The sequence below is a fragment of the Acinetobacter sp. HR7 genome, from assembly GCF_000773685.1.
Classification (GTDB): Bacteria; Pseudomonadota; Gammaproteobacteria; order Pseudomonadales; family Moraxellaceae; genus Acinetobacter; species Acinetobacter thermotolerans.
Map to the genome: position 1 here is coordinate 1 of NZ_JPQO01000173.1, position 20,803 is coordinate 20,803.

A 20,803-nucleotide genomic window follows, 5' to 3' on the forward strand; every position below is an offset into this window, starting at 1 on the left:
GGGAATAAAAAAAAAATAAAAAAAAAAAAAAAAAAACAGTTAAGAAATTCAAACATTGTGACTATGTTATGACCGATTTAGGGTACTATGGGTTAGAGCAAGATGGCTTTAAATTATTGATGCCAATAAAGAAAAAGAAGAATTTCCCCTTATTTGATGCTGAGAAAAATTACAATAAAATGATTGGAAAAATACGAGTTGTAATCGAACATATTAATAGTCAATTGAAAAGATTTAGAATACTAAGTGAACGCTATCGAAATAGACGAAAAAGATTCGGTTTACGCATTAACTTAATCGCTGCACTGGTAAACCGGATGAACTTGCAATAACGACTTTCGCAAGAGATCTAATCTATTTCACATAAAGCTCTCATAAAAAACATAAATACCAAGCGCGATGGAAGAGATTTTATAAAACTAATTGCATACAGTTTAACTTAGAGATGATCGTGATAAAAAATCAAAAGGGAGAATTGAATAACAGAATTTTCTTTTTAAAAATAGAAATTTAAAATAATAATCATTCTTGTTTGTTAAAAGAATTCACGTTTTATCCTCATTTCCCTTTTATAATCACTGCCATATCTTTGACTGAAATCTGTTCACTATGCCCAAAATAAAACCGACAAAACTGATCATGGTCGCGGTGATCGCCATCGCCCTTATTGCTGCAGGCTGGTATTTCCTTAAGCCCAAAGAGCAACCTCCTCAATACATTACTGCTGAAGCAACCATAGGTGATATTGAAAGCTCTGTACTGGCAACCGGTGTCCTGGAAGCAACCAAAATGGTCAGCGTAGGTGCCCAGGTTTCCGGTCAGGTGAAAAAGATGTACGTCAAACTGGGGGATCAGGTGAAACAAGGCCAGCTGATTGCCCAGATCGATTCTGTGCGTCAGGAAAATGACCTGAAAACTGCCGAAGCCAGCATTAAAAACCAGCTGGCCCAACTGGCAGTAAAACAGGCCAATCTGGCAAAGGTTGAAGCTGAATATAACCGTCAAAAAGCCATGTATGCACAGGATGCAACTTCACGTGCCGAACTGGAAGCAGCATTGGCCAGTTACAAAACTGCACAGGCCGATATTGCGGCCATTAATGCCCAGATCGAACAGTCTCGCCTGACCTTGGCAACCGCGAAAGAAGACCTCGGTTATACCCAGATCGTGGCACCGATGGACGGCACTATTGTGGCGATCGTGACTGAAGAAGGTCAGACCGTAAATGCCAATCAAAGCGCGCCAACCATTGTCAAACTGGCAAAACTCGACACCATGACCATCAAGGCTGAAATTTCTGAAGCCGATGTCATGAAAGTGCAAGAAGGTCAAACGGTTTACTTCACTACTTTAGGTAATAGTGAAAAGAAAATTTACGCTAAACTACGTCAGGTTGAACCTGCGCCAAATTCAATTAATACAGAAACCAATACTTCAAATTCTTCTTCAAGTTCTGCCGTGTACTACAACGCGCTGTTTGATGTGCCAAACGAAGATGGCAAGCTGCGTATCGACATGACCGCACAGGTATATATCGTGCTGGATGAAGCGAAAAATGTGCTGACCATTCCAGCCGCTGCTATTCAAGGCTCAAACCGTCCACAACGTCCAAATCGTGGTGAAGGCTCTCGCGGTGAAGCTGGTCCACGTGGCGAAGGCCGTGGTGATGCCCCTCAAGGTGAACGTCCAGCCGGCGACCGCCCTGCCCGTTTGGTACTTTCTGATGCTGAACGTGCCCTGATTGAACAGGGTAAGGCACAACGTGCCATGGTACGTGTATTACAGCCAGATGGTACGGCTAAACCGACCCCTGTGCTGATCGGCTTAAACAACCGTGTCACTGCACAAGTGATCAAAGGTCTAAAACGTGGTGATCAAGTCGTGATTGCCGATGGTTCGGATACCTCAAATGATGGCGCAAAACGTGGCGGCGGTGGCCGTGGTCCTGGTGGCGCCGGCCCAATGAGAATGTAAGCATGAATCAACAACAGCAACCTCTGCTCGAGGTCAAGAACCTGATTCGTGAATTCCCTGCGGGTGAAAGCACGGTGCAGATTCTCAAAGGAGTCAATCTGGAGATTTATCCGGGTGAACTGGTCGCAATTGTCGGCCAGTCCGGTTCGGGTAAATCTACCCTGATGAATATTCTTGGCTGTCTGGATAAACCGACTTCCGGCAGCTATAAGGTCAAAGGCCGTGAAACCCGGGAACTGGAAGCCGATGAACTGGCACAGTTACGCCGTGAATATTTTGGTTTTATCTTCCAGCGTTATCACCTGCTGGGTGATTTAAATGCAGCTGGTAACGTGGAAGTCCCTGCTATCTATGCAGGTGCGGATACCAATGAGCGTCATGAGCGTGCTGTAAAATTGCTGACTGATTTGGGACTGGGTGAAAAAACCCAGAACCGTCCAAGCCAGCTTTCTGGTGGTCAGCAGCAGCGTGTTTCGATTGCCCGTGCCCTAATGAACGGCGGTGACGTGATTCTGGCCGATGAACCAACCGGTGCATTGGACAAGAACAGTGGTATTGAGGTAATGCGCATTCTGCGTGAACTGAATGCCAAAGGTCATACCATTATTCTGGTCACGCACGACCATAACGTGGCCAAGAATGCGACCCGCATCATCGAGATTTCTGACGGGAATATTATTTCTGACCAGCCGAATGTCCCTGAAATCGACGATGGTTTTGAAAAGCAGACCTTAGCCAGTAATCAACAGAAGAAAATTTCCAGCTGGCGTTCTGCCGTAGACCGTCTCGGCGAAGCCTTCCGTATGGCGCTACTGGCCATGAATGCCCACCGTATGCGCACCTTCCTGACCATGCTCGGGATTATCATCGGTATTGCCTCGGTTGTTTCGGTAGTGGCACTGGGTAATGGTTCACAAAAGCAGATTCTGGAAAATATCAGCAGTCTGGGCACCAATACCATTACCGTATTCCAGGGCCGGGGCTTCGGGGATAATTCACGATCCTCTCAGGCCAAGACCCTGATTCCAGCCGATGCCGATGCGCTGGCAGAACAGCCTTATGTTGATGGCGTCAGCCCCTCAGTCAATAGCAGTGTCACCGGGCGTTTTAAAGAAATTGAAGCCTCCACCACCGTCAATGGTGTCAGTGAAGATTTCTTCTACGTCAAAGGCATGACCTTTAAATCCGGCCAACCTTTTGACAAAGAAAGCGTGCGTGAACAGGCACAGGATGTGGTCATTGATACCAATACCCAAAAGACTTTCTTTACCGATGGTTCCAATCCTATCGGTCAGGTGATTCTGCTGGGCAGTGTACCGAGTCGTATTATTGGCATTGTGGATGCACAAGCCGGTATGATGGGTAGCAATGATACGCTGAATGTGTATCTGCCTTATTCTACCGTGATGAGCCGTATGCTGGGGCAATCCAATGTCCGCCAGATCATTGTGCGGATTAAGGACGAATATCCGAGCGCTGCCGCGGAAAATGCGATTCTGAATTTGCTGGTACAACGCCACGGTGCACAGGACGTATTTACCCAGAATGCCGACAGTATCCGTGAAACCATTCAGCAGACCACACAAACCATGACCCTGCTGATCTCCGCAATCGCGGTGATTTCACTGGTCGTTGGCGGTATCGGGGTGATGAATATCATGCTGGTATCTGTCACTGAACGCACTCAGGAAATCGGCGTACGTATGGCCGTTGGTGCCCGTCAGAGTGACATTCTGCAACAGTTCCTGATTGAAGCAGTATTGGTATGTATCCTTGGTGGTATTTTGGGGGTTCTGCTGTCCCTCGGTATCGGTCAGCTGATTACCAAGTTTGCCGGTGGTAGCTTCCAGATGGCTTACTCGACCACGTCGATTGTCGCCGCTTTTGTCTGCTCAAGCCTAATTGGTATCGTGTTTGGTTTTATTCCGGCACGTAACGCAGCCCGCCTCAACCCTGTTGATGCCCTCTCCCGAGAATAAGGAATCTGATATGCAAATGAATTTAACCAGACTTGCCAGTGCCCTGCTGCTTGGGAGCTCGCTGGTTGGTTGTGCAACTGTAGTGAAAACACCTTATGAACAGCCAAGCTTAGCCGTTCCGGGCAGTTTCCAGAACAATACTGCGGCAACCAGCCAGAAAGTCCATGCTGATGTCATGGCGGATCGCTGGTGGACCCTGTTTAGAGATTCACAACTGAATGCGCTGGTCGAAGAAGTATTGGCCCGTAATACCAACCTGGCGGTTGCCGGGATTAACCTGCAACAGGCACGGATTCAGGCTAAACAAACACAAAGCCAGCAAGGCATGCGAGTTGGAGATGCTCGTATCTCAACAGGGCATCAGTTTAGCTTAGATGGCGACGGTGATCGCTCTAGCGGTATTTCGATTGGCTATCCGGGCTTAAGTTATGAGCTGGACCTGTTTGGCAAACTGGCGAACCAGACAGAAGCAGCGCGCTGGGAAGCACTGGCAACTGAACAGGATCTGCAGGCTACTGCGCAAAGCTTGATTGGTACGACGGCACAACTGTACTGGCAGCTCGGTTATCTAAATGAACGTTATGGTGTAGTTCAGCAAAACCTGGCAACTGCACAAAAAACCTATGATCTGGTTCGCGTACAATATCGTGCCGGTGCGGTTTCAGGGCTAGACCTGAACCAAGCCGAACAGGCCATTCAAAGCCAGCAATCGACTTTAAGCCAGATTGAACAGCAACGCGTGGAAACCCGTACTGCACTGGCAGCGTTACTGAATATGCCAGTACAACAGCTAAATATTCAAGAACCTCAACGCCTGCCGGTAATCGCCCTGCCTTCCATTGAAGCAGGTCTGCCAGCTAGCCTACTGTCACGTCGTCCAGATCTGAATGCAGCGGAATTACGTCTGCGTAAAGCCTTAGCTACTAAGGATGCCAACAAAGCCAGCTACTATCCGTCGATCAGCCTAACCGGAGCTTTATCTACGGGAGTTGGTGTCGGTGCAAATACTTCATTAACCGATGCATTAAAAAATCCGGTCGCGACATTGGGGGCTGGTTTGACCCTGCCATTCCTGCAATGGAATGACATGAAGCGTGACCTAAAGGTAAATGAGTTGGAATATGAGAAAGCGATTCTGCAATATCGCCAGACCATATACGAAGCCTTTGCCGATGTGGAAAATGCGTTGTCGAATCGGACTGAGCTGAGCAAGCAGGTTGAACTGCAACGTCGCAACGTCGAACTGGCTGAAAAGACTGAACGTCTGACTGAAGTACGTTATCGTAATGGTGCGGTCGCACTGAAAAACCTGCTGGATGCACAGGAAACCACACGTAATGCGCGTTTGAATCTGGTGCAAACCCGTCAGAGCCAATACAACGCTTATGTGACCCTGATGCAGGCACTCGGTGGTAGTCCAATCAAGCAATTACCACAATAAGTTTATTTCTCTCCATAAAAAATCGCTGCCTAGGCAGCGTTTTTTATACCAGACTGTTTTTCATCTGCAGATAGGCATTTAAATTATTCAGCTGTTCCTGTGAAGCTTTATGCCCTAACAATGCTCCTCTTTCCAGCCATTTACGTGCCGTTGCCACATTACGTTCTACCCCAATGCCTTTTGTATAAAGACGCCCAAGATGACTATAGGCATCGGCATTGGCCAAGGCTGCAGCCTGATGATAAAGCTGAATCGCCTGATCCAGATTCACGTCTACACCAATGCCTTGTTCCAAGGCTTCGCCCAAAGCATTTAAAGCAATAGCATTATGCTGTGCAGCCGCCTGTTTTAAATAATTTAGCCCCAAGCTGGTGTCCTGTTTTTCTACACCTTCACCTTTCAGGTACATCCCCCCTAAAGTCGCCTGTGCCTGAGCATGTCCCAATTGTGCCGCCTGATGTAGATAACGTTTGGCCTGTGCTACATCTACCGTAAATACAGGATACACACCAGACAGTGCCTGATATAAATACCAAGCCGCCTCAGCTGAACCTTTATTCACCGCCTGATTCAGGTATTGAATCGCTTTTTCACGGGTTGGTAACGGGTATTTTGACTGGCTATAGAAACGGCCGACCACATAGGTCAGATCAGCATCGCTCTTAGCTGTGATATTCCAATGCTGCTCTGCCACTTGCTGAATCATCTGGGTCGCTTTGGCGGTATCTTTGACTGTCCCAATGCCATTCAAATAGCACAATGCCAAGCCCATCTGGCCATAGAAATATTGTGGATCAAGCTCATATGCAGCCTGATACAGGCCAAAAGCTTTTTCAGGTTCTGGGGCTATCAGATAAGATTCATAATACAGCGCGGCAATGATGCATAAAGCTGGAACAAACTGGCTATTCGCCGCTTCGCTCCAGTAGCGGAAAGCCATGGTTTCGTTCTTATCGACAAACCAGCCATGAAAATAAGCCAAGCCAAGCAATGTTTTGGCCTGAGCATCTTTATGCTCATAGGACTGTTGCTGCAAATGCTGCAGCACACGCTGGCGCTGATCCACATCAACCATACCCAGTAGCACACCGGCATAGTAATCGTACAAGCCATCCTGATCACCGAGATTGATGCGCTGTTTGATAAAACGTAGTGCCTGTGCCTGATCCTGCGGCAGGATATTTCCTTGAGCATACAGCTCAGCAATCTGTTGAGTCGCTTCCGGATGATCCTGTTGCGCCGCCTGAAACAGATAATGAATCCCCAGACTCAAATCTCGTGCTGCAGTATCCGCCAAAAAATGCCGGGCTAATTGATATTGCGATCCTGCATGCCCCTGTTCGGCATTTTGAATCAGTAACTGCAAGCGATGCTGCTCAGCCGCAGCATGATCCTGTTCAGAGAGTTCGGTAATTCGGTACTGGGCTTCCAGATTTCCGCGTGCTACCGCATGACGGTACCAGTACAGTGCCTTTTCCTGATCCTGACATTGATAACGGTTGCCATCATAAATCTGTCCCAGATGATAGGCGGCTTCATCACTACCAAGACGATAAGCATTTTCCAACAGACTGATAGCATTTTCGATGCTTTGCGGACGGCCCTGACCTTTGAGCTGCATCAGCCCCATGCCCATATAGGCTTGTGGAAGATCCTGCTGCTGCGCCAGATCCTGATAAATCTGATAGGCACGCTCATAATTCGGCTGCTGCGTATCCAAACACAAGCGATCTGCAAGTTTGAGCTGTGCCTCAATCTGTTCAATCCACAGGTCATGCTGTACCGCGCGGGCCTGATCTCGTGTCACCGGATCCGGACGTTTCCACATCCAGATACCCAAAGCCACGATCCCCAAAATCAGTACCAGTAAGAACCACATCGCTGTTCCCCAATTTTGTTTTTGTTATGCAAATATAAATTTCATTCTAAACGCAGACATAAAAAAAGCACAGAGACTGTGCTTTTTTTATTTTCTGAATCAGGCTTTTGCCCGCTTGGCATCCAGTTTTTTTAGGACTTCAGAGACTGCCACCATAGCGAAGCTGGAAGTGACCACGACTGCCGAACCATAGCCCCCACAGCGCAGACCGGCACTTGGACACACCTCAGCGCTGGAGAATGGATTATCAATCGAATAAACACAAGTGATGCCGAATTTTTCTTTTGGCTTTTTGCAGATACCTTTACTGCGTAACTGGGCACGCAATTTGGCCAGCATTGGATCCTGCTCAGTTTTAGATAAATCTGCCACACGAATTTTGAGTGGGTCCAATTTGCCACCTGCCCCACCAGAGACAATCAGCGGAATCTTGTTAAAGCGGCAATGCAGCATCAGCGCCAATTTGGCTTTGACATCATCGATACAGTCCAGAATGATGTCCGGCTGACCCGCCAGAATTTCTTTGACATTTTCCGGGGTCAGATAATCGTCCACCAGATTGATCTTGATACGCGGATTGATAGCACGACAACGTTCTGCCATCACTTCAATCTTTTCATGCCCCAGTGTCGTGGTCATCGCGGGTAATTGACGGTTGATGTTGGAAGCCGCAACCACATCCATATCCACTAAAGTCAGTTCACCAATGCCGGTACGTGCCAAGGCTTCAACTGCCCAAGACCCCACCCCGCCAATCCCGATCACCATCACATGACTTTGCTCATAATGATGAAAGTTGTCCTCACCATAAATCTTGGCGACACCGGCAAAGCGGCGGTCATATTCATCATCTTGCAGGAGATCAGTCATAGGTCATCTTTCACAATCAAACACCGGGGCATTTTAGCAAATTCACCGCCTGTTGACTGCCACTAAAATTCAGATACAAAACCTGTTCAAAAAACACTCTTATGCTATCCATAAACAGCTTAAACTTGACCAAATTACCATCATTTCAATAACTCGATTTTTTCAATAATCACTGTAAAAAAGGGAGTCAGATCAGCATGCTATTTAACGCCCTTTTTGCCCTGATGGTTGTGCTGTTCCTACTATCTCTTTATAGCTTGGCCTTCAAAAAACAGAAAAATTATTATTTAAGTATCATGATCCGCTTACTCACATTGGGACTCTTTACTTTGATTGTCTTCGATCAATATGAAACCCAGACCCATCTTGCGTTGGTGCTTCTGACCTGGGTACTGTTTGAGAGCAGCGAAAACTTTTATCGCAAGAAACTTCCTGCAAGCAAATAAAAAAGAGGCTTACGCCTCTTTTTCACTGTTCGGATTATTTATTCATAATAAAGAAATATTCACGATAGTATTTCAGTTCGGCAATTGAATCACGGATATCATCCATCGCCAGATGCGAAGCATTTTTCTTCAGACCGCTCATGATTTCCGGGCGCCAGCGTTTTGCCAATTCTTTCACTGAAGATACGTCCAGATTACGGTAATGGAAATATTGTTCCAGTTCAGGCATTAGTCGGTGCAGGAAGCGACGGTCCTGACAGATCGAGTTACCACACATTGGTGAGACTTTTGGATTCACCCATTTTTCCAGGAATTCAATGGTTTCGCGTTCTGCATCTTGTGCAGTTAATTTACTACGGCGCACACGTTCAATCAGGCCAGACTGACCATGCTGACGGGTATTCCATTCATCCATGGCATTTAAAATACGGTCCGGTTGATGAACGGCAAGCACCGGGCCTTCGGCAAGAATATTTAAATTGTCATCCGTCACAATCGTTGCAACTTCAATAATCTGGTCATTATCAGTGTCCAGACCTGTCATTTCCAGGTCAATCCAAATCAGGCGGCTATCCGGTGTGCTGCTCATAAATGTGCAATCTTATTAGGCTATAAAACATTTATAGTAGCAAATTTATCGCCCCAATGCTGTAACTGACACCCTGCTTCATGCTATTTTTGCCATCTCGCTCCCATGGTTTTTTAGGATTTGAATGGCTTTAATACGTAAACGTCGTTTAACCGAGCAACAACAGCGTCGTATTCAAAAACAGCACAAAACACGTCAGGAAGAGATTGATACCTCTCAAGACCTAGAAGGACTGGTCGTACAACACTATGGCCGCCAGCTTGAGGTCCAGGCACTCTCGGTTCCTGAACAGCATCCTGAAAAACCGGTAGTGGCTGAAGGCGAACCGGAACCGTTCTGGAAAGAAATCGAGCTGGGCAGCGTCTGGCGTTGCCATACCCGAACCAATCTGGAATTACTGGTGACGGGTGACCGAGTCAAGTGGCAGGCTGATCCAAATACCGGACTCGGCATTATTACTGCGATTCATCCGCGCAAATCCCTGCTGACCCGTCCTGACCGTTATCACAAGGTCAAACCGGTTGCCGCCAATATTTCCCTGATCGTGATTGTATTTGCGCCTTTACCAGAACCTGCACCGGGTCTGATTGACCGCTATCTGGTGGCCTGTGCCGATGCGGAAATTCCAGCACTTCTGGTGCTGAATAAATCAGATCTGCTTAAGGAAAATGATCCGATTCTGGACCTGCTTAAAGAATATAAAGATCTGGGCTATGAAGTCATGCAAACCCAGTCTGGTTCAGATTTGTCAGAACTCACCGCGCGTCTGAAAGATGAAACTGTGGCTTTTGTGGGTCAGTCTGGCGTGGGTAAAAGTACCCTCATCAATGCCATCGTGCCGGATGCTGAACAGAAGACCAACATTATTTCTGAAAATTCGGCGTTGGGTCAGCACACCACGACTTCTACTCGCCTGATTCCTTTCGGTGATGGTGCAGCGCTAATCGACTCTCCGGGGATTCGTGAATTTGGTCTGTGGCATCTGACTTTGGATAAGGTGCAAAGCGGTTTTCCAGAAATCGAAAACCTGCTCGGACATTGCCAGTTCCGCAACTGCACGCATAAACATGAACGTAACTGTGCCTTAAAACAGGCGGTCGAAAATGGTGAAATCCTGCAGCGTCGTCTGGACAGTTATTTGCGTCTGATTGATGAAATCACGGAAGCGCAGCAAAAAAATTGAGATTCTTCAGGCCTGCCCCTTGAAGCGGTGATTTTGATCACCATATTTATAGGCTATACTCTTGGCAATTTTTGAAATTGTAATTAGGTGAATTGTGGAACGTTGGTTCGAGTTTATGGGGAATCACCCCTTCCTGTTTGGTGCACTTGCAATACTGGTAGTTTTGTTCTTCATTCTCGAAGGTCAACGTAACGGTCGTAAAATTTCTCCACAATCTTTGGGGATTCTGGTTAAGGCAAAAAATGCCATGCTGATTGACCTGCGTGATGCCAAAGATTTCCGTGAAGGCCATATCAGCGGTAGCCGCAACATTCCATACAGCCAAATTACCAAACATCTCGAAGAGTTAAAAACTGCGGATCGCCCATTGGTATTTATCTGCAACTTAGGTCAGGTAGCGGGTGCTGCGCTGCAACAAGTCGGTCATGCAGACAGCTACCGTCTTGATGGCGGAATCAGCAACTGGAAAGCCCAAGGCTTACCACTGGTAAAAAGTAAATAAATTTACGATCAGGAGATTTACTCATGGCTGAAGTCATTATCTATTCAACGACTGTGTGCCCTTACTGCATTCGTGCAAAACAGCTCCTTGAGCGTAAAGGTGTGGAATACAAAGAAATCAATCTGTCTAAAGAAGATCCACAGGTTCGTCTAGACTTGATGCAGCGTACCAATCACCGTACTGTGCCGCAAATTTTTATTAATGATCAATTCATCGGTGGTTTTGACCAGCTTTATGCGCTAGAGCGTGAAGGCAAACTCGACGAATTATTAGCTTAATCGGTTTAATTATCACTTCAATTATTAAGGATTAAAGAATGAGTGAAGAACAACAAGCTCAACCACAACTGGCATTAGAGCGTATTTATACTAAAGACATTTCTTTTGAAGTACCTGGGGCACAAGTTTTTACTAAACAATGGCAGCCTGAGCTGAACATTAACCTGTCTTCTTCTGCAGAAAAGATTGATCCAACTCACTTCGAAGTTGCACTGAAAGTGGTTGTACAGGCGAACAATGACAATGATACTGCATTTATCGTTGACGTGACTCAAGCAGGGATTTTCCTGATTGACGGCGTTGAAGAAGAGCGTCTGCCATACATCCTTGGTGCATACTGCCCGAATATTCTGTTCCCGTTCCTGCGTGAAGCAGTAAATGACTTGGTAACTAAAGGCAGCTTCCCGCAACTGCTGTTAACTCCTATCAACTTCGATGCTGAATTTGAAGCAAATATGCAACGTGCACAAGCTGCTGCGGCTGAAGGTCAAGCTTAATCGCTTAAGCCCAAGCAAGAAGAAGACCGCCATTGCGGTCTTTTTTATTTCCTATTTAAAAATTATTTAAAAGCTTTATGCCCCTGCTTTTTAATCGCATCCATTTTCATAGATTTATTTTGAGCTTCTTCCAGCTGATTAGCGGCTACTAACTGTTCTGCCTGCTGAATCTCTTTAAGAAGATCATTCAGCAATCCCTGATAAGCAATGACTTGAGCATCTTCAGATTTCAGCTTTTGCAATCCGGCAGGTAAATGAGATTTATAGCTTTCTACTGATTTCTGCATGACCTGTAGGGCTGCTAAGGCTTCTTTCACATCATCCGCAGCTCTGAATTTTTTAAGGTTCTGATCCAGATCACGCATGCTGTAATGCTGATGCTCTTCCGCTGCAATTGCTGTTGACCCTACAGCGAGTCCTGTGACTAAAACGGTACTAAGTAAAATTATTTTTATCATGTTTGTTATCCTGAATTGTGCTTTGTTTTAAGCATTTTAAAGAGAATTTTTTTAAAGATAAATTGTCCCCTTCACCGAACGTCATCAGACTTAAATACTGGCAAATTAGAATCAAAATAAAAACCCCTCAATTGAGGGGTTTCTTTGTTCAGTATAAGTCTTTTTAAAAGAACTTATTCTGCATCTAGCATCAACTCAGCGCTCATACCGACAGTATTGTAACCCGCATCGACATACAGGATTTCACCAGTAATCCCATTTGCCCATGGAGAGCATAGGAACAGCGCAGCGTTACCCACATCTTCAATGGTCACATTACGTTTAAGCGGAGCCACTTTTTCATTCAGGTCCAGCATTTTACGGAAAGATTTGATACCAGATGCAGCTAAAGTACGGATTGGACCCGCAGAGATGGCATTGACACGAATGCCTTCAGCACCGAGACTAGATGCCAGATAACGCACACCAGCTTCCAGAGAAGCTTTCGCCAAACCCATCACATTGTAGTTCGGCATGACACGTTCAGAACCTTGGTAAGTCAACGTCAACAGGCAACCTTGACGCGCAGCCAATAAAGGTTTTGCCGCACGCGCCATGGCGATAAAGCTGTAAGCACTGATGTCATGCGCGATTTTAAAGCCTTCACGATCGGTCACTTCAGTGAAATCACCATCTAAAGTATGTGCAGGAGCAAAACCAATTGAGTGCACCACGCCATCTAAACCATCCCAGTGTTTTGCCAGTTCAGCAAAAGCATTTTCAATTTCTGCATCAACTGCCACATCACAAGGAAAAACCAGTTCAGAACCAAACTGTGCAGCAAACTCATCTACACGTTTTTTCAATTTTTCATTTGGATAGGTAAATGCAAGTTCTGCACCTTCACGATGTAATGCCTGTGCAATACCAAACGCAATCGATAACTTACTTGCAATACCTGCGATCAGAAAGCGCTTACCCGCCAAAAGTCCTTGTGCCATGTGAATCTCACTCAAAATAATTTATAGGCATGATGCCAAGTCTGAAACATTTTAGAAATTGCATAATGCATCTTTTTTTCATTCTCGATAAATAAACAGCTCTATTTTCTGACAAAAATCTATCAAGATAATGCTAGAGCCTGCTGGGTATTCTGCCACAGCTGTTCCGCCAGCTCCTCTGGATGCATGAGCAGGCTATGTGCCAGTCCTTGCAGCACATAAGGCAGATTCACCGGCGTATTCCGTGTACGCTGTTCAGTCGAATGCTGACAGCATAATGGCGTCATGTCTGGACAATCAGTTTCCAATACCAGATGCTCTGCCCCAACGGTTTGTACCACCTGATGCAATTTCTTGGCATTTGGATTAGTAATCTGCCCCGTAATTCCCAGTTTAAAACCTAACTTGATGAAAGCTTTGGCTTCTTCAATTCCACCACCAAAGGCATGAGCAATCCCACCCTGCTGGAATTGATGTTCTTTCAATATCTTTAGCACATCAGCATGCGATTTACGGATATGCAGCAAAACCGGCTTGTCATATTGCTGTGCGAGTTCAAGCTGTGCAGCAAAAAAGTCTTTCTGTTTCTGGAAAATTTCCGGTTGTTTATACTGTTTCAGAAAGGTATCCAAACCAATTTCACCGATCGCAATACAGTCTTCGGTTTTTAAAATCTGTTCCAGAGCCTGCAAATGTTGCTGTTGATGTTCTTCAATATAAAAAGGATGTAGTCCCGGTGCTAGATAGCTATGTGGTGCATTTTCTAAACTATTCACAAAATGCTGAGTTTGAATCAGGTCCTGAAAACGTCGCTGTAAAAAGCCGATCAGAACCAGCCCCTCTACCCCGGCTTTTTTCGCTGCATAAGCTAGCTGCTCCCGATCATGGTCAAAATCGGGAACATCAAAGTGGGTATGGGTATCAAACAGTTTCAACGTCATTTTGCGTTCGCTTTGGCTTCCGAAGCTGCTGCCTGTTCACTTTTCGGCAGATATTCCGGTTTAATAATTCCCTCCAGCTCACTAAACGGGATATTCAGGCGCGGTAGGCCAACGACATATGGCCCGATTTCATATTCAGCATATTGCAAAGCTAAACCATCTTTGGTCAGGAAAAAATTATCTGTGAGCTTAAATTTCCAGGCCTGTTCATATTCTTTGATATCAGTCGCCAGTTGCGAATCAATCACCCAGGTTTTAAAGACCTCATGGGCTTTAGCTTCGAGCTGGGCTTTCTTATTTGGCAGAATAATATCGTCCAGTTTGACCAGCTTTTTTCTGTCCAGATCAAAGTTGTAATAGTTCTGTGCAGTTGAACCATGTGCCCCGCCCAGATAATGGGTACTGTTCAACACCACCGTGGCCAATGGTGCACCTGGATTGAGAATTTTCGGCTTGATCATCAGGCTGATACTGTGATTGGCACTGAGGTCTTTCAGCTCTTTATCCAGATTCAGGAAAGTCTGCATATAGGGTTGCGCCTGTTTTTCCAGTTTCTGGCGTGCACTCAATTGTGGTTTAGGTGCCGCATCTGAAGCTGAAGTTTCATCAGCTTCTGGTTCACTGGCGACTTCAACCTTGGCAGGAACAATCGCGCCCGCATTTAAGATACTTTGTAATTGTGCCAAAATCTGTTGATCGATAAACTGGTCAATAAAAGGCTGGTTACTGTTGAGGCGTTCAATGCTAATTTCCGGGCAGTTCTTGCCATCACATTCAGGAATGTCCAGGTTCAGTTTTTCTGTTTGCCCCTTAAGCTGGGCAATTTCAGGCTGTGTTTGTACCGTATCAGCTGGAGTCACTTCCTTTGCTTGCTTTTCCCGCGGCTGGCAGGCCGTTAGCAAAATTGCTGTTGCCAGTAGGGAGAGGCCGAATATCTTGTTATATTTTGGCATTACATAACCTTTTGTTGTACATCACATTTCACCCGATTTCGGGCATTCTTCCTAGAACATATGCTGATACACTTCAGCTTTCAAGACCTGTTGTGTTTGTTCTTGGGTCAAATAAATATCAAGTTGTTTCGCGTCCTTGACAATCTCGCCACCACGATAATGCAGGCCAATGCCTTCCTGATCAAAGAACCAGTCTGCCTGCCCCCAATACAGTTTTTTCGGGGCATTGTGCTGCACTTCTTTATCAATGTCTTTCAGCCATTTGGCATACGCCTCTTGGACAATTTTATCCATGGCAACGCGCTGCTGCGGATTAATAATATCTAAAGTGGTGAGATTCTTCTGGCTACGGCGATCTGCGACAAAGAAGTAATAGCGTTCCTTCACTTTTATATTTTCCTGATCGGTATCGACACCAATCTGCATCAGCACATACTGATTGCGTTGGTACGGAATCCGAGTATACATCGCCAACTGATACGCCTTGTTTAGTTTCAGCTGTTCTTGCCAGGAATCCGATTTTTTCACATAAACATTGACGGCCTGCTGCAGGCTCAGATCCTGCTTTTCTTTAACCTCAATCTGGTCCTGAATCACCATTGCCTGCTTACGTTCAATCCACTGATTAATCCAGGGGTCGACCGTATTTAAAGTCTGAATATCCAGATCAATACAGTTTTTATTTTCACAAAATGGTAGCGCGATTTTGGCCGGCTGTTCCTGAATATTCAGATAAGGCAGTACATCTTCTGTTTCTACTTTTGGCACCACTTCTGCCTGTTGCTGTGGTTTACTTTCTGGTTCTGGTTTTTTCTGATCACAGGCACTCAGCAACAGGTTTAAACTGATGGCTGAACCCAGTAGGACTGCATGACTCCGTTTCATAAGGCAAGAAAATTTGAAGAGATAAGTGAATGTAGCACAAATTAAAACAGCTTCCGAAGAAGCTGTTTTAGATTTTCAAGATTTAAAAGCTTAGTGTTCACGTGTATTACGGAAAATGATGTCTGGATAACGTTCCTGCATCAGTTGCAGATTGACTCGGCTTGGTGCCAGATAAGTCAGGTGACCACCACCATCGACAGAGAGCTGGTCATGGGCTTTTTTCTTAAACTCATTGAATTTCTTCTCATCTGGACAAGACACCCAACGAACCGTGTTGATGCTCACCGGTTCGTAAATACAATCCACCTTGTATTCTTCTTTCAGGCGGTATGCCACCACTTCGAACTGCAGCACACCCACGGCACCGACGATCAGGTCGTTACTGTTTTGTGGCATAAACACCTGAGTCGCACCTTCTTCAGAAAGCTCTTTCAGGCCTTTTTGCAGCTGCTTGGATTTTAGAGGATCTTTCAGACGTACACGGCGAAACATTTCCGGTGCGAAGTGAGGAATACCCGTGAAGTGCAGATCTTCACCTGAAGTAAAAGTATCACCGATCTGGATAGTACCGTGGTTATGCAAACCGATAATATCACCCGGCCATGCTTCTTCCAGATGCTGACGGTCACCCGCCAGGAAAGTCAGTGCATCGCTGATACGTATATCTTTACCCAAACGCACATGCTTCATTTTCAGGCCTTTTTCATATTTACCTGAACAGATACGCATAAAGGCAATACGGTCACGGTGTTTAGGATCCATATTGGCCTGAATCTTGAAAACAAAACCGCTAAATCCTTCCTCAGTCGCTTCAACTTTACGGTTTTGAGTAGGGTGCGCTTTTGGTGCTGGCGCATATTCACTAAACGCATTCAGCACATGGTCCACCCCAAAGTTACCCAATGCCGTACCAAATAGTACTGGGGTCTGACGGCCTGCCAGGAATTCTTCACGATCCAGTGGCTCATTCGCCATCTGTACTAGCTCTAGCGATTCTTCAAAAGCCGCCCAAGCCAGCTCACCAACTTTTTCACGCAGGTCGGCATGGTCATAACCATCACGCACTTCGATATCGGTGATCACTGAACCAAAACCTGGCTTGTACACGTAGAATTTTTCTTCCAGTAAGTTATATACACCCGCGAAATCACGACCAGTACCTAACGGCCAGGTAATTGGCACACATTTAATTTTCAGGACATTTTCGATCTCATCCAGCAGCTCTAAAGGCTCACGGATTTCACGGTCCATTTTGTTGACGAAAGAAATGATTGGTGTGTCACGCATACGACACACTTCCATCAATTTGATGGTACGTTCTTCGACACCTTTTGCACCATCGATCACCATCAATGCAGAGTCCACCGCAGTCAGGGTACGGTAAGTATCTTCCGAGAAGTCTTCGTGCCCTGGAGTGTCCAGCAGGTTGATCATCTTGTCCTTGTACGGAAACTGCATGACCGAAGTGGTAATCGAAATCCCACGTTCCTTTTCCATTTCCATCCAGTCCGAAGTTGCCGCACGATCAGATTTACGGCTTTTTACCATACCGGCAACCTGGATCGCCTGGCCCCATAACAGCAATTTTTCTGTCATGGTAGTTTTACCGGCATCGGGGTGGGAAATAATCGCGAATGTACGTCGCTGCGCGACCTGCGCCGCCAACTCTTGTTTAAAGCTCATGGAAAATACCTACTGCAGACCGCAGTGCAAAAGATCAAGTTCGATCAATATGAAAAATTGGCGATATTGTAGCAGAATTTCTAAATGCCGTGCTTATTCCGCAGTAACAGGACTTTATACAATCAAAAACTTCACACGCAGGAAATAAAAATCTAAAAACAATATGAAATAAGGAGGTTGGACTTTTAGAGAATAGGCAAATAGACAGAAATCATTTTTAATTTCAGAGATTAATATATCCAATATTTAAAGAAGCGGATTCATTCAATTTAGGATCAAAATGGAAAAGATCGCCTTTCAGAACTTGTATGCAGAACCCTATACTCATTGTTATGGCTGTGGCCGTAACAATCTACATGGTTATCAACTAAAAAGTTATTGGGAAGAATTTCCGGTACGTACGATCTCCCATATTCAGCCAGCTGCACACTATACTGGGGGCGTTCCCGATCATCTCTACGGCGGTCTGATTGCTTCCCTACTCGACTGTCATGGTACAGCTACTGCCGCTGCTTTTAAAAGTCATGCGCTTGGGATTAAATTTGATGGAAACGAGAATTTGGTTCGCTGTGTGACTGGTAATTTGAATATTCAGTTTATTCGACCGGTCCTGGTTAATACCGAAATTACACTCACAGGTGAACTGATGAAAATTGAAGACCGTAAAATCTGGGTAGCTCTATCTTTGTCTGCAAATGAGATCAAATGTGCCAAAGCGGAAATGCTGGCAATCCAAATGAAACAGCCCCTGGATTAAGGGGCTGTTTGAAATTTTCTATCAGATTAGGATGCTATAGCAGTTGCGGTTGCGCGCAACTCCTGAACATGCACTGGTCGACTGAGCAGATAACCTTGTAACTGTTCACAACCTAAACGCGCCAGAATATCTGCCTGAGACTGGGTTTCTACCCCTTCTGCCGTCACCTTTAATCCGAGTTTGATCGCGAGATGAATAATACTTTCTAGAATCATTTCTTCTTTGGAATCTGCGATCAGTCCCTGAATGAATTCCTTATCAATTTTTAATTCATTCACAGGTAAATTTTTCAGATACAGGAAGCTGGAATGTCCGGTACCAAAGTCATCAATCGCCAGCTGAATGCCCATATCACGCAAATGCTCTAGAGTGCGGATCGTAGAATCAATGTGATGCATCGCGGTCGATTCTGTAATTTCAATCATCAGATGCTTAGGATTAATCTGATAACGTGCCAGCAGTTCTTCTAAGTTTTTAAACAGGTTCTTATGCTCAAATTGCACTGCTGATAGATTCACCGCAATCGGGAAATAATTCTTGCCTTGCTGTTCCCATTCCTGAATTTGTCTGCAGGCTTCTTCTAATGCCCAATAACCCATCGGAATAATCAGACCGGTTTTTTCCGCACCCTTAATAAACATAATTGGAGACAATAAACCCAAGGTCGGATGCTGCCAGCGGATTAAGGCTTCAACTCCACAAATCTCCAAGTTATCAGCACGAAACTTAGGCTGGTAATAGAGTTCAAATTGATGCGCGTCGACCGCTTTATACAGGTCATTAATCAGTTCACTCTGGCTTCTAGATTCCTTTTCTTCCTCACTGAAGTTAAAGAAGGAATAGGTATTCCGCCCTTGATTTTTAGAAGCCAACATGGCTGCATCGGCATTAATCAATAAGTCCTGAACATTCTCTCCATGCTCTGGAAAGAGTGAAATCCCGATACTGCCTGAAATATTGATCGATTTCCCAATGATCAGGAAACTCTCCTGAATGGTATGCAGAATATCTTCGGCAAGTTTGGCCGCTTCCTCAGGCATCACATTTTCCATAATCAACAGGAACTCATCGCCGCCAATACGTAACAATTTCGATTGATCATTGAGGAGTGTATGAATCCGGTTGGCTAGCTGAATCAGTAACTGGTCTCCGACATGGTGACCAAATACATCATTCACCGCTTTAAAGCGGTCTAGATCAATATAGAGAAAGGCAAATTGCGCATTACGATATTGATGATCGTTAAACAGGAAATGGGCATATTCCGATAAATAGAGCCGGTTTGGCAGTTTGGTCAGATTGTCCAATACTGCCTGGTTGGCCAGCTCTTTGTTGGCTTGTGCTAACTGGCGGCTGCGTTGTTCCAGACGTTGTTCCAGCATCGCGACACTGAAGCCTGCCACCAGAACCAGACAGGTGGTGAATACTACAGTAATCAGTAATTCTCGTTCCAGCATGGTCATTTCGACCATGTCATGCCCCCCGATTGAATGAAAACTGCTGGCTGCCATCCCTGTATAATGCATGCCAACAATCGTCAGGGTTAGCATCAGTGCCACACTGGCCTTGACCCAGATACTACGGCGAGCTAGCTCACGGTTCTTAAATAGCATCCAGAAAGCCAGACCTGAACCACTGATCGCAATCAGAATTGAACAGATGACCAGTAAAGAATCATAGCGGATGATATGTCCTTGCACGACCATACTCATCATCCCGGTATAGTGCATGCCGGCAATGCCCAGCCCCATCAACACAGCCCCCAGAATCAAGCGTGCGAAAGGTAAGGTTGGTCGCGTTGTCAGCCAAATGGCAAAGATTGAAGCAATAAAGGCAATCACATATGAGGCAACCGTCAAGCCAGTACTGAAATAAGCATTTGCGGGCATATGGCTGGCACTCATGCCAACAAAATGCATGGCCCAGATCGATAGACCAAGAATGGCACCACTTGCAGCCAGCACTAACTTTTCAAATCTGGGAGGCGCGTTACGGAAAAGCAGTTGTTCAATGGAAATCGCAAAGTAACAGGTCAATAGCGCGACGAAAATCGAGCCTATTACCAGATTAATGTCATAATGCACATGAATCATATATCATTCCGTATAGGCTTCCTTTACCCACCTGTTTAAGCCTACCTGCATTTTTATCAGCCTAATGTTAGGATATCCAAAACCGTTGGTTACCCCCTTATACCCTGGGTCAGCATTAACCGTTAAGATTTTTAATTTATAAACACTTAAAACTACAATAATTTAAAGCACAACAAAACCGTCGTTTTACCAACCTGATGTGGCAAAGGTAAAATCGAAAATTGAATATATATTAAAAGTGTTTCGTATTTTAGCAAATGGTTAAAACCATCTATTGTCTATAAAATCATAGATTTCTATCACAATATTATAAATTTCAACTAAATAAATCATATTTTTAATCAAAATAAATATTTTTTAATTTACCAATTTTCAACAAAACCTAAAAAAACAGCCTGCAATTGCAGGCTGTTTT

General features: G+C 45.2%; 20 protein-coding genes and 2 pseudogenes. 11 read left to right on the plus strand and 11 right to left on the minus strand.

The window, feature by feature from the left end; all coding sequences use genetic code 11:
- Nucleotides 1-20: 20 nt before the first annotated feature.
- The 4 genes and pseudogenes from GW12_RS09220 to GW12_RS09235 form a co-directional block, all read left to right on the plus strand.
- Nucleotides 21-332 (plus strand): annotated as a pseudogene (locus tag GW12_RS09220) (transposase family protein); the annotation flags it as partial.
- A gap of 277 nt (nt 333-609) precedes the next feature.
- The gene (locus tag GW12_RS09225) at nt 610-1,974 is read left to right on the plus strand and encodes an efflux RND transporter periplasmic adaptor subunit (protein ID WP_034586696.1); all 1,365 of its coding nucleotides are present in this window, start codon (nt 610-612) and stop codon (nt 1,972-1,974) included.
- Nucleotides 1,975-1,976: 2 nt separating this feature from the next.
- Nucleotides 1,977-3,953, plus strand: a complete 1,977-nt coding sequence (locus GW12_RS09230; RefSeq protein WP_034586698.1) for a MacB family efflux pump subunit — start codon at nt 1,977-1,979, stop codon at nt 3,951-3,953.
- 10 nt (nt 3,954-3,963) lie between these two features.
- The gene (locus tag GW12_RS09235; RefSeq protein WP_034586701.1) at nt 3,964-5,394 is read left to right on the plus strand and encodes an efflux transporter outer membrane subunit; all 1,431 of its coding nucleotides are present in this window, start codon (nt 3,964-3,966) and stop codon (nt 5,392-5,394) included.
- Nucleotides 5,395-5,437: 43 nt separating this feature from the next.
- On the opposite strand, the gene GW12_RS16220 is transcribed toward GW12_RS09235, so the two are convergent.
- Nucleotides 5,438-6,166: a tetratricopeptide repeat protein gene (locus GW12_RS16220; protein ID WP_375730991.1), complete on the minus strand. Its 729-nt coding sequence runs from the start codon at nt 6,164-6,166 to the stop codon at nt 5,438-5,440.
- 109 nt (nt 6,167-6,275) lie between these two features.
- On the opposite strand from GW12_RS16220, the gene GW12_RS16225 reads away from it, so the two are divergent.
- Entirely contained in the window at nt 6,276-6,323 is a 48-nt protein-coding gene (locus GW12_RS16225; RefSeq protein WP_227504158.1) for a KxYKxGKxW signal peptide domain-containing protein, read from the plus strand.
- On the opposite strand, the pseudogene GW12_RS16230 reads toward GW12_RS16225, so the two are convergent.
- Nucleotides 6,314-7,273: pseudogene (locus GW12_RS16230) on the minus strand (tetratricopeptide repeat protein); the annotation flags it as partial. The gene GW12_RS16225 and the pseudogene GW12_RS16230 overlap by 10 nt on opposite strands.
- 99 nt (nt 7,274-7,372) lie before the next feature.
- Nucleotides 7,373-8,143: a ThiF family adenylyltransferase gene (locus GW12_RS09245; protein ID WP_034586708.1), complete on the minus strand. Its 771-nt coding sequence runs from the start codon at nt 8,141-8,143 to the stop codon at nt 7,373-7,375.
- 197 nt (nt 8,144-8,340) lie between these two features.
- Between GW12_RS09245 and GW12_RS09250 the strand changes: the two genes are divergently transcribed.
- Nucleotides 8,341-8,589: a hypothetical protein gene (locus GW12_RS09250; RefSeq protein WP_034586710.1), complete on the plus strand. Its 249-nt coding sequence runs from the start codon at nt 8,341-8,343 to the stop codon at nt 8,587-8,589.
- Nucleotides 8,590-8,623: 34 nt separating this feature from the next.
- Here the strand turns inward: GW12_RS09250 and orn are convergent, their stop codons facing one another.
- A complete protein-coding gene (orn, locus tag GW12_RS09255) occupies nt 8,624-9,178 on the minus strand; it encodes an oligoribonuclease (RefSeq protein ID WP_034586712.1) in 555 nt (184 codons plus the stop codon).
- A gap of 124 nt (nt 9,179-9,302) precedes the next feature.
- On the opposite strand from orn, the gene rsgA reads away from it, so the two are divergent.
- The 4 genes from rsgA (at nt 9,303) to secB (ending at nt 11,638) form a co-directional block, all read left to right on the plus strand.
- Nucleotides 9,303-10,361 (plus strand): small ribosomal subunit biogenesis GTPase RsgA, encoded by a 1,059-nt coding sequence (gene rsgA / locus GW12_RS09260; RefSeq protein ID WP_034586714.1) that lies wholly within the window; start codon nt 9,303-9,305, stop codon nt 10,359-10,361.
- Nucleotides 10,362-10,455: 94 nt separating this feature from the next.
- Entirely contained in the window at nt 10,456-10,863 is a 408-nt protein-coding gene (locus tag GW12_RS09265; RefSeq protein WP_034586717.1) for a rhodanese-like domain-containing protein, read from the plus strand.
- 23 nt (nt 10,864-10,886) lie between these two features.
- Nucleotides 10,887-11,141: a glutaredoxin 3 gene (gene grxC, locus GW12_RS09270; RefSeq protein ID WP_034586720.1), complete on the plus strand. Its 255-nt coding sequence runs from the start codon at nt 10,887-10,889 to the stop codon at nt 11,139-11,141.
- Between the two features lie 38 nt (nt 11,142-11,179).
- Nucleotides 11,180-11,638 (plus strand): protein-export chaperone SecB, encoded by a 459-nt coding sequence (secB, locus tag GW12_RS09275; RefSeq protein ID WP_034586722.1) that lies wholly within the window; start codon nt 11,180-11,182, stop codon nt 11,636-11,638.
- A 62-nt stretch (nt 11,639-11,700) separates the two neighbouring features.
- On the opposite strand, the gene GW12_RS09280 is transcribed toward secB, so the two are convergent.
- The 6 genes from GW12_RS09280 to GW12_RS09305 form a co-directional block, all read right to left on the minus strand.
- A complete protein-coding gene (locus GW12_RS09280) occupies nt 11,701-12,096 on the minus strand; it encodes a cytochrome b562 (protein ID WP_034586731.1) in 396 nt (131 codons plus the stop codon).
- 173 nt (nt 12,097-12,269) lie between these two features.
- On the minus strand, nt 12,270-13,076 hold the full coding sequence (locus tag GW12_RS09285; RefSeq protein ID WP_034586734.1) for an enoyl-ACP reductase: 807 nt from the start codon (nt 13,074-13,076) through the stop codon (nt 12,270-12,272).
- Nucleotides 13,077-13,198: 122 nt separating this feature from the next.
- The gene (locus tag GW12_RS09290) at nt 13,199-14,017 is read right to left on the minus strand and encodes a TatD family hydrolase (RefSeq protein ID WP_034586738.1); all 819 of its coding nucleotides are present in this window, start codon (nt 14,015-14,017) and stop codon (nt 13,199-13,201) included.
- On the minus strand, nt 14,014-14,970 hold the full coding sequence (locus tag GW12_RS09295; RefSeq protein WP_034586741.1) for an RsiV family protein: 957 nt from the start codon (nt 14,968-14,970) through the stop codon (nt 14,014-14,016). Before GW12_RS09295 ends, GW12_RS09290 begins: the two co-directional genes overlap by 4 nt.
- A 51-nt stretch (nt 14,971-15,021) precedes the next feature.
- Entirely contained in the window at nt 15,022-15,855 is an 834-nt protein-coding gene (locus GW12_RS09300) for a hypothetical protein (RefSeq protein ID WP_034586743.1), read from the minus strand.
- Between the two features lie 90 nt (nt 15,856-15,945).
- Complete coding sequence (locus GW12_RS09305; RefSeq protein WP_034586745.1) at nt 15,946-17,538, minus strand: peptide chain release factor 3; 1,593 nt, start codon at nt 17,536-17,538, stop codon at nt 15,946-15,948.
- Nucleotides 17,539-17,818: 280 nt separating this feature from the next.
- Here GW12_RS09305 and GW12_RS09310 point away from each other — a divergent pair, with 280 nt between their 5' ends.
- The gene (locus GW12_RS09310) at nt 17,819-18,295 is read left to right on the plus strand and encodes a PaaI family thioesterase (RefSeq protein WP_034586747.1); all 477 of its coding nucleotides are present in this window, start codon (nt 17,819-17,821) and stop codon (nt 18,293-18,295) included.
- 26 nt (nt 18,296-18,321) lie between these two features.
- On the opposite strand, the gene GW12_RS09315 is transcribed toward GW12_RS09310, so the two are convergent.
- Nucleotides 18,322-20,388: a bifunctional diguanylate cyclase/phosphodiesterase gene (locus GW12_RS09315; RefSeq protein ID WP_034586749.1), complete on the minus strand. Its 2,067-nt coding sequence runs from the start codon at nt 20,386-20,388 to the stop codon at nt 18,322-18,324.
- Between the last annotated feature and the right edge of the window lie 415 nt (nt 20,389-20,803).

Coding starts and splice junctions, on each gene's coding strand:
- GW12_RS09225 (WP_034586696.1), top strand. CDS start 610: ATGCCCAAAATAAAACCGACAAAACTGATCATGGTCGCGGTGATCGCC.
- GW12_RS09230 (WP_034586698.1), top strand. CDS start 1,977: ATGAATCAACAACAGCAACCTCTGCTCGAGGTCAAGAACCTGATTCGT.
- GW12_RS09235 (WP_034586701.1), top strand. CDS start 3,964: ATGCAAATGAATTTAACCAGACTTGCCAGTGCCCTGCTGCTTGGGAGC.
- GW12_RS16220 (WP_375730991.1), bottom strand. CDS start 6,166: ATGGGCTTGGCATTGTGCTATTTGAATGGCATTGGGACAGTCAAAGAT.
- GW12_RS09245 (WP_034586708.1), bottom strand. CDS start 8,143: ATGACTGATCTCCTGCAAGATGATGAATATGACCGCCGCTTTGCCGGT.
- GW12_RS09250 (WP_034586710.1), top strand. CDS start 8,341: ATGCTATTTAACGCCCTTTTTGCCCTGATGGTTGTGCTGTTCCTACTA.
- orn (WP_034586712.1), bottom strand. CDS start 9,178: ATGAGCAGCACACCGGATAGCCGCCTGATTTGGATTGACCTGGAAATG.
- rsgA (WP_034586714.1), top strand. CDS start 9,303: ATGGCTTTAATACGTAAACGTCGTTTAACCGAGCAACAACAGCGTCGT.
- grxC (WP_034586720.1), top strand. CDS start 10,887: ATGGCTGAAGTCATTATCTATTCAACGACTGTGTGCCCTTACTGCATT.
- secB (WP_034586722.1), top strand. CDS start 11,180: ATGAGTGAAGAACAACAAGCTCAACCACAACTGGCATTAGAGCGTATT.
- GW12_RS09280 (WP_034586731.1), bottom strand. CDS start 12,096: ATGATAAAAATAATTTTACTTAGTACCGTTTTAGTCACAGGACTCGCT.
- GW12_RS09285 (WP_034586734.1), bottom strand. CDS start 13,076: ATGGCACAAGGACTTTTGGCGGGTAAGCGCTTTCTGATCGCAGGTATT.
- GW12_RS09290 (WP_034586738.1), bottom strand. CDS start 14,017: ATGACGTTGAAACTGTTTGATACCCATACCCACTTTGATGTTCCCGAT.
- GW12_RS09295 (WP_034586741.1), bottom strand. CDS start 14,970: ATGCCAAAATATAACAAGATATTCGGCCTCTCCCTACTGGCAACAGCA.
- GW12_RS09300 (WP_034586743.1), bottom strand. CDS start 15,855: ATGAAACGGAGTCATGCAGTCCTACTGGGTTCAGCCATCAGTTTAAAC.
- GW12_RS09305 (WP_034586745.1), bottom strand. CDS start 17,538: ATGAGCTTTAAACAAGAGTTGGCGGCGCAGGTCGCGCAGCGACGTACA.
- GW12_RS09310 (WP_034586747.1), top strand. CDS start 17,819: ATGGAAAAGATCGCCTTTCAGAACTTGTATGCAGAACCCTATACTCAT.
- GW12_RS09315 (WP_034586749.1), bottom strand. CDS start 20,388: ATGATTCATGTGCATTATGACATTAATCTGGTAATAGGCTCGATTTTC.